Source organism: Legionella quateirensis (assembly GCF_001467955.1).
Lineage (GTDB): Bacteria > Pseudomonadota > Gammaproteobacteria > Legionellales > Legionellaceae > Legionella > Legionella quateirensis.
Genome location: NZ_LNYR01000012.1, coordinates 550,320 through 562,680, shown reverse-complemented (window position 1 = coordinate 562,680; position 12,361 = coordinate 550,320). Strand labels below are relative to the sequence as shown.

Below are 12,361 nucleotides of genomic sequence, written 5' to 3'. Positions count from 1 at the left end.
GATGGATGGAATAGAACGCGCAGCAATTTTGTTACTCAGTATGGGTGAGAAAAATGCTTCAGAAGTATTAAAACATCTTGAACCCAGACAGGTTCAAAAAGTTGGCATGGCCATGTCTACATTAAGTTCCGTCAGCAAGGCTAAAATGCAGACTGTTTTAATTGATTTTATCAGTGCCATCGAAGATCAAACCAGTTTGACTGTAGATACAGAACATTATTTACGAACGGTGCTCATTGAAGCATTGGGCGAAGAAAAGGCCACTCCCTTTATAGACAGGATTTTAGTTTCTGATAAGGACAGTGGTCTGAATCGACTAAAGTGGCTAGATGGCCGATTAATTGCAGATGTTATCCGTAATGAACATCCGCAGATTATAGCCACCATATTAATTCATCTTGACAGTGAACAATCAGCAGAAGTAGTCAGCTATTTCAGTGCAGAAAAGCGTGCTGAGGTTTTGTTACGTATGTGCAATATTGACACTGTAAAACCAGAGGCTATTTCTGAATTGGGAAAGGTTATTGAAAAACAGTTGAGTGGCCAAACGGTAGGAAAATCAGCATCCGTAGGGGGAATTAAAACTGTTGCTGATGTGATTAACTTTCTGGATGGTGCCATGGAGGAAGAGGTTCTTGACAAGATTAAGGATTGGGATGAAGAGCTGAGTGATAAGATTCGCGATAAAATGTTTGTTTTTGAAAATATAGTCGATATGGACGATCGAAGCGTACAGACATTATTGCGGGATATTACCTCCGAGCAATTAAAATTGGCATTGAAAGGTACTACTGAAACGACGAGAGATAAAATCTTTTCAAATATGTCTAAACGTGCTGCTGATTTGTTGCGTGATGATATTGAAGTACAGGGTCCGGTTAAGGTAAGTGACGTTGAGCGCGCACAAAGAGATATTCTTGCTGTTGCCAGAAATCTTGCTGAAGACGGTAAGATATCACTCGGTTCTAAGGGTGGCGACGAAATGATTTAATCGTGGCAGAAACGTTTGTATTGCGTATATTCAGCACGTTATATACCTATAATCCTGCGAGGATAATTGACGTGTTATTTGGAGAGTTCAATAGTTCTCGCCAGATGGATGTCACTACTCAATAGCATCATGAGTTACGTCACTTATTGAGCAGTTACAGATTGAGTAATTAACGGTGTATTCCTATTTAACTTTATTAAGGTATTTCATCCTATGTCTAATGAATTTGAACCTTTTCATATGGAACGTAAAAACACTGACTTTAATGCCTGGGATTATCAGGGAACTAAAGGTGATGAAACGCCAGAAGTTAATCTGGAAGAGCAGTTGGTTGATGAAGTGGCGCTTATAAAACAGGAAGCAATTGAACAAGGTTTTGCTGAAGGAATGCGACAGGCGCAAGTCGAGATTGATGAGAAAAAAGCGGAACTGGTTCAATGGATAGAATTATTTAAAAATCCCGTTCAGCTGCTTGATGAACAGTTAACCCAAGAGTTGATTCAGACGGTTATTTGGTTAAGCCAACATTGTATTGGCGTTGAACTCACAGTGCATCCCGATAAATTTAAAAGACTGTTCAATGAAATCAAGAATGAATTACCTTCATTAAGTGGATCCAATATTCTGGGTCTGAATCCTTCTGATGTTGAGTGGGTTAAAACTGAAATCGGAGATAAAGAGGTCCCTGGAATTACCAATGCTTTATTTGCCGATCCTGCTTTGCATAGAGGTGATTTTTATTTAAAGGGAGAACATAGTGAATTGGATGGCAGACTACATACCCGAATGATGACTATATTTGCTCAATATATTAATAAAGACAACCTTAACGCTTCTTTTGAGCATCAGGACTAAGTAATGACTCTTTATAAGTCAAAATTACATCAGATCATTTCGGATATCACTCAGAAAAAAAATTCTGGATTATTGCATTGTGGCAGGATAAGTCGAGCTATAGGATTGACTCTTGAAGCTAAAGGATTTATTCAGCCTGTTGGTGCACGTTGTCTTGTGACTATAGATGATTCGCGATCAGTTGAAGCCGAGGTGGTAGGGTTCAGTAGTGAGAGTGTTTATTTAATGTCTATTGGAGCAATACAAGGTCTTGCTCCAGGAATGATTATCACTCCAACTGGGCGAACTGCCCAGGTAGGAGTTGGTCCTCAATTATTAGGACGTATATTAAATGGTTCAGGGGAATTAATTGATGAAGGACCTTCGCTGGAGTTGATTCATTCCTACCCCCTTATAGGTCCAATTATTAATCCTTTAAAAAGAGCCCCTGTGGACACTCCGTTGGATGTTGGTGTTCGTTCAATTAATGGCTTATTAACTATAGGCCGGGGGCAACGTATCGGGTTATTTGCTGGAAGCGGGGTAGGAAAATCCGTGTTGTTAGGGATGATGACTCGTTATACAAATGCCGATGTGGTCGTTGTCGGTTTAATAGGGGAGCGAGGAAGAGAAGTAAAGGAGTTTATAGAGTTTAATCTGGGAGAAGAAGGCCTTAAAAGGGCAGTGGTCGTTGCAGCACCAGCAGATGAAAGTCCTTTGATGCGATTGCATGGTGCAAAGGTCGCCACCAGTATCGCAGAATATTTTCGTGATCAGGGAAAACATGTGCTGCTGCTCATGGATTCATTGACTCGATTTGCTCAGGCACAAAGAGAAATAGCTTTATCAATTGGAGAAGCACCAGCAACTAAAGGTTATCCTCCATCCGTATTTGCCAAACTTCCCAAATTAGTTGAACGGGCTGGAAATGGCATGCCAGGAAAAGGTTCAATTACGGCATTTTATACCGTATTGACTGAAGGAGACGATTTGCATGATCCCATCGCTGATGCTGCCAGAGCTATCCTGGATGGTCATATTGTCTTAAGCAGAACGCTGGCTGAAGAAGGACAGTATCCCGCTATTGATACAGAGGCGTCAATCAGTCGAGTGATGCATTCTGTAGTTACTGAAGAACATATGAAAGACGCATTATCATTTAAAAAACTGGTTTCTGTTTATGAAAAAAATAAAGATTTGATATTGCTTGGAGCCTATGCAAAGGGAAGCGATCCTTTGCTGGATAAAGCGATTTTGGTTATAGATCGATTTAAAGAGTATATAGCCCAAGGCATAGACGAGCAGGTGAATTATAAAGAAAGTGTGTTAAAACTTTCACAATTGATTTCAACCTCTATTGGAGGTAATTAATGAGTCAGCGATTAGAACGTTTAATTCAGTTACTTCAGCTAAAAAAGGAAATAACAAATCACGCTTTAATGGAATTAATAAAATCCAAAGAGCAATTTAATCAAAATAAATTACGGCATGAGCAGCTTGTAGTTTATAGACAGGATTATTTGCATGAATTGGAGCAAATTGGCAATGAGGGCAGTACAGTAGGGCGTTTAAGGAATCGTATCGATTTTATTAGTCATTTAGATACAGCTCTAATACAATTGAATTCTCATTTGGCTCATTTGGCTAAAACCAGAAGTAAGCTGGAGTTGAATTACAAACACGCGAAAGCTGCAGAAGAAGGTGTAGCCAAACTCATTGAACGGGTAAAAAAAACGGAACAAATAAAATTAGAGCGTCAGGATCAAAAAGAAAGTGATGAGTATGCTCAAAAGCAATGGTATAGTAAAAAATCTTATGATCAATCGAATCCTTTCGGTGAATAATATAATAAAGAAAATCTGGATAGCGCTGGCTATCTTAATTATATTAGCGGCTGTTTTTTCAAGCATATTCCGCTCGTTAACCCCATGGGCGAAACAATATAAAGGTGAAGTAGAACATCATTTAACTCTTCTTTTAGGTCAACCAGTTACTATTCAAACGATGGAAACGGGATGGTATTGGTTTCAACCGGTGCTCAAGTTAAAGCATATCAGTATTATTGATGGTAAAGAAAAAGCATTGCAACTGGAGCAGCTGCTGGTAGGGATTAACTTATTCAAATCACTTTGGTATTGGCGTATTCAACCCGGAGTACTTTATATAGATGATATCCATCTTATCTTCCGGGAAAAAGACGGTCATTGGAACATAGATGGTATTTCTCCCGCTTCGATTCAAGATAATGAATTTACCCCAGAACGGACACAGCAAATTCTTGGTTGGCTTTCCCAGCAGGAACGATTAATAATTAAACATGTTTCAGCTCATTTTTATTTTAGCGATGGTGGAATTATTCCAGTTAGCGGGCTTAATGTATCCATAGCTAATCGAAGTGGTCGTTACAAGATAAGAGGTGAAGCACGGCTTCAACAGACAGACAGTACTGATTTTCAACTACTGGGCGATTTGCGATTTGATCCCAATCATTTTGAAAAAACTCAAGGACAAATCTATTTTGCAGCAAAACATATAGTCCCCGCTCAATGGCAAACTGTTTTTCCAAAAACCACTGAACAATTGGAAGGGGGGAAAGGTGACATAGCTGTATGGCTGGATCTGGATAAAGGAACTGTTTCTTCTGCTCAGGCTCAGGTGAAATTTAAACGATTAGCCTGGCGTTTAACCAATAAGAAAACGAGTGAGTTAATCCAATCCTTCCAAGCAAATCTTGCCTGGAAACCTAAGGATAAAGGATGGGAATTTCAGGCCGATCATATTAAATTGCGTGCTGCCGGAATCATTTGGCCAGAGAATCAATTGTTGATTAACTATAACAAACCAGCAAATCGTTATCAGATCTTTGTCAAATCAATAATTATTGAATCGTTGTTAACAGAAGCAATAAACTGGCCTTCTTCGCTACTTGAGTTATTACAGGCAAAGCCACACGGTGTATTGACAGATACTCAGGTCGTCATAAAGGATAAAGAAGTAAATTATATCCTCACCCGATTTGATCATCTGGGTTGGAGTGCAATAAACTCTATTCCAGCGGTGGAAAATCTCTCCGGCGCAATAAACTGGCAGCCAGAAGAAGGTCGACTTGAGCTGGATTCAGAGAACGCTACTTTAAAACTAAAAAACTATCCCTTACAGCAATTGGATCTTTTTAATGGTGCGTTTGAATGGAAGGATCTGAGCAATGGATTAAGGGTAAGTATTGAACGATTAATTTTAAGCAAACCTGATTTGACGATTAGCGCACAGGGAGTTCTTGATCAGGTAACTCGACAATCTGTTGGACATGTCCGTCTTGATGCTGATTTTTCTGGCAAAAATTTAGAGCAATGGACTGCGTACTTGCCTAAAGAATATTTGAAACCCAAATTGTATCTATGGTTGACCACTGACATCAAACGAATAGCTAATGCAACTGGAACAATTCGATTGAATGGTTTGCTTAGTGACTTTCCATTTGACAATAATAATGGGGAATTTTCCATAACCAGCCATGGCAGTGGAGGCGAATTGTTCATTACTTCCAAATGGCAGTTAATTAGAGATTTGGAGGGTTATATACGCTTAAAAAATCGCAATCTTGAGATTGATTTGGTGCATGGTGACTTTCAAGGAGTACCCGTGAATCAGATGAATTTACGTATTGATGATATTGGCAAAGATAAGGAAACACTGTTAATTCATGGAATTATCCATGGACAAGCGCAAAAAATGATGAACTTTGTCATGGCATCTCCATTAAAACAAAAACTTGCAGCATTAAAACGTCTGGCAATTGATGGATTGGTATTATTGAATTTGCGTTTGGAATTGCCTTTATATCCTGAAAATGATGATAATCTTGTAAGAGGTGATCTTTCTTTTGAAAATAACACGATTTCAATAAAACATCAGGTGGGATCAATTAAAGTTGAGGATGTGCACGGTGATTTATCTTTTGATGAAGAAGGGGTTACCCATAGTGCTTTGGTGGCCAATGCATTTGGCTTTCCATTAAATATCAAAATTCAATCCGTTAAAAAACCAGAACCCGAAACCTCGGTACTCGTTGATGGTGAGTGTACAGTGGATTCATTAAAAAAACAGTTTAATATCCCCTTATTATCTGTTTTTAAAGGGATGTTTTCAGTCAATGCGATAATCAAAATTACTAATGATCCTAATGATATGGATAGTATAGTACTCAAATCCAACTTACAGGGATTAGCCATTAATCTTCCCTCGCCAATGGGGAAACCTTTTAATACTCAAGTTCCGTTGGAAGTTAAACTGGATTTTAACCCTCAAAAAGCAATACGATTACGCTCGAACTATAATGGTCGCTTAAGCTCGGATGTATTGTTACAGGAACACAAAGGAACATTTGAATTTAAGTCAGGACAAATTAGATTAGGGAGTTCACAAGCCGTCTATCAAGATAAACCCGGTTTGTCTGTTGTGGGAACTTTAGCTGGTTTTGATTTATATGAATGGAAAAAAGTATATGATACCTTTGCCACAGAGCAGACAGGAACTTCCTTATTAGACCAAATACGAATAATTAATGTTAAATTGGGTAAGTTAAGTTTCCTTAATCAACATTTTGATGATATGACAGTGAAAGCTAAGGTCCTGCCTGGCAGTGATTGGTCATTTACCCTGAATCAGAAAAATATATCAGGTGATTTAACTTATCGTTCTGCAACACATTCACTGAGCGGATTTATTAAGTACTTACATTTGGCTTCGTTTGAAAAAACGGGTCGTTATTCTGAGGGCTCAGATAAGTCGAGTCCTGATCAAATTCCTAACCTCAATTTACGTATCGATAATTTCTCGATAGGGACAAAGCAGATTGGTAATATGACATTGAAGAGTCAATCCTCTCCAGAACGATGGTTTATTGATTACTGTAGAATTGATTCATCATTTTATCAGGTTAATATTAATGGTGAATGGACTCAAAAAGGAACGGTCAATCAATCGAAATTGCAGGTTAAAATGCATTTAAAAGATTTGGCCAAAAGTCTGGAGCTATGGCAGATTACGCCCGCGGTTGATGCCGGCAAAGGCGATATGGAATTTAATGGAGGTTGGAATGGTACTTTGTATGATTTTTCTTTAGCTTCATTAAATGGAACCATGTACCTGCAGCTTAAAAATGGACGAATAACTCATTTGAGCCCTGAAACCGAGGAAAAACTGGGTTTAGGAAAGCTGTTAAGTATTTTGAGTTTACAAACCATTCCAAGACGTTTGAAACTTGATTTTAGTGATCTCTCGCATCAAGGGTACAGTTTTGATGTATTTAAGGGTAATTTTACGGTTAAAAAAGGCATCATGAATACACAGGACAGTTATATTGATGGACCTGTAGCATACGCCAGTATGAAAGGGGATCTTGATTTGGTTCGTCGTTTGTATGATTTGAATTTGAGCATTTCGCCGCACATCACTGCCAGTTTACCAATAGTTGCTACCATAGCGGGTGGCCCTATCGCTGGGCTTGCTGCATGGGTAGCGAATAAAATTATTAATCAAAGTATGCAGAAAATTACTGGATATAGTTATAAGGTTTCTGGTCCATGGAATCAACCTATAGTTCAGCAGTTGAGCATTGAAAAGAAAATTATCAAGAAATGATTTAATTATGCTGGCATCATTATTTTTAGTCTATTGGAAGCTTATCCGGTTTCAGGAAACTCCTGACAATACCCCTTATTCGCATTTTTTATTAGGTATCAGTATCCTATTTTTAACTTTGGTGATGACCCTTCAATGGAGATTTTCAGAGTTTGAGTTCTCTGATGATTTGTTAATTACCACTTTGATTGCAGTAAGTTTGGTTTTTTCATTTGTATTTTATACTTTCGCCCTTCTTTATTTTAGAGGTCTGGGTTCGCGATGGGTGCAAACAGTGACTTGTTTATGTGCCTCGCATGCAATTATTCATCTATTGGCCAGTCCCTTATTTTTAGTAGATCCCTACCTCGCGCATACCACTTTAAAAAATCCAATCGTTTTATTTATTGCTGTGATATATTTATTCGTGACTCTGGGTTTATCTGTATGGCAATTTGTAATAACTGCCTATATCTATAAATTTGCAATGAACAGTACTAATGTTCAATCTGTTTTGGCTGCTTTTGGCTTAATTGCAGTTAACGTATTAACGGTTTCTTTTTGGCGATGACATTATGACACATTTACATGTATTAGGTTTAAGTGGAACATTCATGAGTGCTTTAGCTTTGCTTGCGAGGGATGCTGGATTTAAAGTGACCGGAAGTGATGCTAACTGTTATCCGCCTGTGAGTGATTTGCTTGCAGCCAAAGGTATAACCTGGACAGAGGGATATGAAGACAGCACACTGGCTTTGCAAGCAGATTTGGTGGTCGTTGGCAATGCCATCAAACGTGGAATGCCGGTTTTGGAAGCCGTTATTGAAGCAGGTAAAAATTATACTTCGGGTCCACAATGGCTTGCAGAGAATATTTTACCTCGGTATCAGGTTATAGCCGTAGCGGGTACTCATGGAAAAACAACAACTACGTCGATGATTGCCTGGATACTCGATCAGGCCGGATTAAATCCAGGCTTTTTGATTGGTGGCGTCGCAACAGATTTTAATACCAGCGCATGTTTGGGCAAAGGAAAATGGTTTGTCATCGAAGCGGATGAATATGATTCTGCTTTTTTTGATAAACGCCCCAAATTTATGCATTACCGACCAAGAGTCGCGGTTTTAAACAATCTTGAATTTGATCATGCGGATATTTATCCTGATTTAGCCGCTATTCAACAGCAATTCCATTTTTTATTAAGAACAATACCAGCTAGTGGTGTTGCGATAAAACCACGGGATGACAAAGCGTTGAATGAAGTTTTAGCTCGTGGTAAGTATTCTCGAGTAGAAGAGTTATCCCTGACGGGTGAGGCAGACTGGACGGTTGAACTGTTGGATGAGAGTGGCTCTGCCTTTAAGATACGTCATTCAGGAAAGGTAGTGGCGGAGATCCATTGGAATTTGATTGGACAGTTTAATGTGGAGAATGCTTTAGCCGCTATTGCTGCCAGTGCTAATGCCGGCGTGAGTCCGGAGGTTGCAGCAAGAGCTTTGGAGTGTTTTACACCGGTTAAAAGACGTTTGGAGGTAAAATCCAATCGTCATGGCATCACGGTATATGATGATTTTGCTCATCATCCTACGGCCATTACCAAAACTATTGATGCTTTAACCCGCAGCAAAAGGCATCAGCGCATTTTCGCAGTCATGGAATTTGCTTCTTATACTATGCGTACTGGTGTTCATGCTGGAGAAATGGCGCATGCATTGGCCCCTGTAGATGGTGCTTATGTATTGGAGCCTCATGATTTTGATTTGAACGAATCAGTGTCTTCCTGGACTTGCCCTTATAAAATTTGTAAAAACAACGATGAAATTGTGAAGGAAATTACTGGAATCGTAAGGGAAGGCGATGCTGTTTTAGTGATGAGTAACAGGGGATTCAACGGAATTCATCAGCAATTGGTGCACTCGATAGATCAGCGTTATTTATGATTTCTAACGCTTTTCTATCATAACAGTTTGATAATTATCTCATCCTGTATTTATCCGTCGTCGTGAACGCAGTGAAGGATCTCCTGAATGTGGCAAAATAACCATACTCCTGCCACATTCAGGAGATCCCTCGTTGTACTCGGGATGACGGGTTATTGTTCGTCATCCTGAACTTATCCGTCATCCTGAACTTATCCGTCATCCTGAACGCAGTGAAGGATCTCCTGACTGTGGCACAATAACCATACTCCTGCCACATTCAGGAGATCCCTCGTTTTACTCGGGATGACGGGTTATTGTTCGTCATCCTGAACTTATCCGATATCCTGAGCTTATCCGTCATCCTGAACCTATCCGTCATCCTGAACCTATCCGTCATCCTGAACCTATCCGTCATCCTGAACGCAGTGAAGGATCTCCTGACTGTGGCACAATGACCATACACCTGCCACATTCAGGAGATCCCTCGTTGTACTCGGGATGACGGGTTATTGTTCATCATCCTGAACTAATCCGTCATTCTGAACTTATCCGTCATCCTGAACGCAGTGAAGGATCTCCTGACTGTGGCACAATAATCATACTCCTGCCACATCCAGGAGAACCCTCGTTTTACTCGGGATGACGGGTTATTATTCGTCATCCTGAACTTATCCGATATCCTGAGCTTATCCGTCATCCTGAACCTATCCGTCATCCTGAGCGCAGTGAAGGATCTCCTGACTGTGGCACAATAATCATACTCCTGCCACATTCAGGAGATCCCTCATTTTACTCGGGATGACGGGTTATTGTTCGTCATCCTGAACGCAGTGAAGGATCTCCTCAACGTGGCACAATCATAATCAGGAGATCACTAAGTTCGGAATGTCGTCATTAACAGTTACTTTCCTGTGTTAATTTAACGATTTGAAATATTTGTTGTCAAATAGATAAATTAATAGTTGCAATATTTTTTATAGGTTGATATAAAAAATGAAGGTGTCTTGATTATCACGGACAAATTACTCGCTGCAGTTTTTGCGGGTGAACACCAGCAGGAGGAAAGCCATGCTCGAGTTTGCCGTATTTAAGCAAAACGCAATGCTACTTACCAGAAAGTTAACGCGAAGCAATTCTCAATATCTGGGCTGCATGGGCTTCTTTTCTGCGTTAATACCTAATAGTGGTTCTCTTGATGACTCGATGACTATTGGCATGATAGCTGATAGTTTTAATACAGATCTTGATGATAGTTTACTTTTATACGTAAGATCGTTTTTTCGACATTCAGTAGTCAAGCCCGAAGAGTTTATAGACTTTAAAAACAAGGTGCTAATAGGAATATACATATTGATGCTGTCGCGTTATAGTTCAACTGTATGTTCTTATGTAAATAAAAATTTTATTGATCTATTGCAACACGATTTAGGGATCAGCTCACTGTCGGATCTTACTAACGATCTGTTTGATCAAAGTTTGACAGCACTGAGCCAATATTGCTCCTATGTTTATGAGCATAGAACAGATAAAAAAATTTATAATGATTTAAATAATCGTTTGGGCACAATGATACAAGGGGATATTGAAGAAGTTCGAAATTCCAGATTCATTCCAGATGATTCATGGTATGGTGCTTATTGTGGTATGTTTTGTTCAATATGGATGACTAATAAGTCTTAAAGGAGGTTGTATGCCATTTACTCCACCCTCATTTCCGAGCTTAAGAGCCGATACTCTTAATTTGGATGAAAAGCTTTCAATTACGCTCGGCAGGTATAAAATTGTCCCCGTTTCTCAACCTTCAGCAGCTTCATCATCAATGCAGGAACAAGTTGTACCAAGCGCACTGGAAATTCTCCTGGCCAGGACTGATGGTGTTATTAATTGTAAAAGCGATCGAGATACTGCCAAGGATGCTTTAAATCAGTTATGTATCGAGTTGCGGGAAATATTGAAGGAAGGTAAAGAAGATAAATGCAAACAGGCTACTCAGTTTTTGCTGGGTGCTTTGTTGCATCGATATTTTAGAATATTAAAAGAATACGATAGATCGAATTCATATCTCTCTTATTTGTTTAAGCCTTATGATGAACGAAATTGCCAGCTCTTTGTTGCAGTAAGAAAAGCATTGGGGCTTCCTGATGAAATGCCGAAGGATTACAGAAAGAGTGATTTAGAAAAACTTGATGTATCCACTGTAGTCACTGCTTTAACCGCATTTCGAGAGAATATGAAGTTAAATGATCGATTTCTCAAATACCCACATTATGCTAATGATGCAAATTTTCAACCTTATCTGGAAGACATTATCAAAGACCATCTGGCCCGGGGACAAGGGGTTTTATTACAGTTTAAAGCTATTAGATTTATTCAATCTTTAGTTAGACAGGTCGATGCCGATCAGAAGGAAACAGATGAGACTCTAGTAAAATGGTGTAAGCAGTTAGCTAAAGATCACCGTGATTTTAAACAATTAAAAATTGCAGATATAGAGCAACATTTGATAAGTAATGTAGAGTCAAAACCAATTAGAGAGAAGATTGCTGATCTGTTATATACCCCTATGATAGAGGACAATCTTGAAACTATGGATCATTCCGTTTTTGTCTCTTATATGACAAAAGCTAATCTAGATACAGCAACTTATACGGTAGTTGGTGGTTATTCATTATTGCTATTATCAGGTAGTATACAACGAGAGTTAGTCTTTGAACTTCATAAGGCTTTGGGTATTTCGAGGTCACCAGACGATTTAACTTTTAAAGACATGCTAAATGGCGCTGATTTTTTTCAACAATATATGAAATATAATCCGTCGGTCGTTTTAGATTATGAATACTTTAATGATCGCTCCGGATTGGATACTTATCTTAGCAATTGCATCATTAAATTAACTGAGAAATGTAAAGTACATGAAGTAGAGAGTACTGAAGAGAAGAAATTTGTATTGATGTAGTCTTGCTGTTTAAGATGAATGGTTCACTTGATGTAT

At 39.0% G+C, this 12,361-nt stretch carries 9 protein-coding genes; all 9 read left to right on the top strand.

The annotated features are described in order from the left end of the window. The first annotated feature begins 1 nt into the window (after position 1). The 9 genes from fliG (at position 2) to Lqua_RS06900 (ending at position 12,325) form a co-directional block, all read left to right on the top strand. Complete coding sequence (gene fliG, locus Lqua_RS06940; RefSeq protein ID WP_058473543.1) at positions 2-991, top strand: flagellar motor switch protein FliG; 990 nt, start codon at positions 2-4, stop codon at positions 989-991. Between the two features lie 213 nt (positions 992-1,204). Then, on the top strand, positions 1,205-1,846 hold the full coding sequence (locus tag Lqua_RS06935; RefSeq protein ID WP_058473542.1) for a flagellar assembly protein FliH: 642 nt from the start codon (positions 1,205-1,207) through the stop codon (positions 1,844-1,846). Positions 1,847-1,849: 3 nt separating this feature from the next. Then, complete coding sequence (fliI, locus tag Lqua_RS06930; protein ID WP_058473541.1) at positions 1,850-3,196, top strand: flagellar protein export ATPase FliI; 1,347 nt, start codon at positions 1,850-1,852, stop codon at positions 3,194-3,196. Continuing rightward, a complete protein-coding gene (fliJ, locus tag Lqua_RS06925; protein ID WP_058473540.1) occupies positions 3,196-3,669 on the top strand; it encodes a flagellar export protein FliJ in 474 nt (157 codons plus the stop codon). The genes fliI and fliJ overlap by 1 nt, the downstream gene beginning before the upstream one ends. Further along, a complete protein-coding gene (locus Lqua_RS06920) occupies positions 3,641-7,468 on the top strand; it encodes a YhdP family protein (RefSeq protein ID WP_058473777.1) in 3,828 nt (1,275 codons plus the stop codon). Before fliJ ends, Lqua_RS06920 begins: the two co-directional genes overlap by 29 nt. Before the next feature lie 7 nt (positions 7,469-7,475). Beyond that, positions 7,476-8,018, top strand: a complete 543-nt coding sequence (locus Lqua_RS06915) for a hypothetical protein (RefSeq protein WP_058473776.1) — start codon at positions 7,476-7,478, stop codon at positions 8,016-8,018. A 1-nt stretch (position 8,019) separates the two neighbouring features. Then, positions 8,020-9,387 (top strand): UDP-N-acetylmuramate:L-alanyl-gamma-D-glutamyl-meso-diaminopimelate ligase, encoded by a 1,368-nt coding sequence (mpl, locus tag Lqua_RS06910; RefSeq protein ID WP_115148714.1) that lies wholly within the window; start codon positions 8,020-8,022, stop codon positions 9,385-9,387. 1,050 nt (positions 9,388-10,437) lie between these two features. Continuing rightward, the gene (locus Lqua_RS06905; RefSeq protein WP_058473538.1) at positions 10,438-11,049 is read left to right on the top strand and encodes a hypothetical protein; all 612 of its coding nucleotides are present in this window, start codon (positions 10,438-10,440) and stop codon (positions 11,047-11,049) included. A gap of 10 nt (positions 11,050-11,059) precedes the next feature. Continuing rightward, the gene (locus Lqua_RS06900; RefSeq protein ID WP_058473537.1) at positions 11,060-12,325 is read left to right on the top strand and encodes a cytochrome P450 family protein; all 1,266 of its coding nucleotides are present in this window, start codon (positions 11,060-11,062) and stop codon (positions 12,323-12,325) included. Positions 12,326-12,361 lie beyond the last annotated feature (36 nt).

Excerpts from the sequence above, each read along its gene's own strand:
- fliG (WP_058473543.1), top strand. The coding sequence starts at position 2 with ATGGATGGAATAGAACGCGCAGCAATTTTGTTACTCAGTATGGGTGAG.
- fliI (WP_058473541.1), top strand. The coding sequence starts at position 1,850 with ATGACTCTTTATAAGTCAAAATTACATCAGATCATTTCGGATATCACT.
- Lqua_RS06905 (WP_058473538.1), top strand. The coding sequence starts at position 10,438 with ATGCTCGAGTTTGCCGTATTTAAGCAAAACGCAATGCTACTTACCAGA.
- Lqua_RS06935 (WP_058473542.1), top strand. The coding sequence starts at position 1,205 with ATGTCTAATGAATTTGAACCTTTTCATATGGAACGTAAAAACACTGAC.
- fliJ (WP_058473540.1), top strand. The coding sequence starts at position 3,196 with ATGAGTCAGCGATTAGAACGTTTAATTCAGTTACTTCAGCTAAAAAAG.
- Lqua_RS06900 (WP_058473537.1), top strand. The coding sequence starts at position 11,060 with ATGCCATTTACTCCACCCTCATTTCCGAGCTTAAGAGCCGATACTCTT.
- Lqua_RS06915 (WP_058473776.1), top strand. The coding sequence starts at position 7,476 with ATGCTGGCATCATTATTTTTAGTCTATTGGAAGCTTATCCGGTTTCAG.
- Lqua_RS06920 (WP_058473777.1), top strand. The coding sequence starts at position 3,641 with ATGATCAATCGAATCCTTTCGGTGAATAATATAATAAAGAAAATCTGG.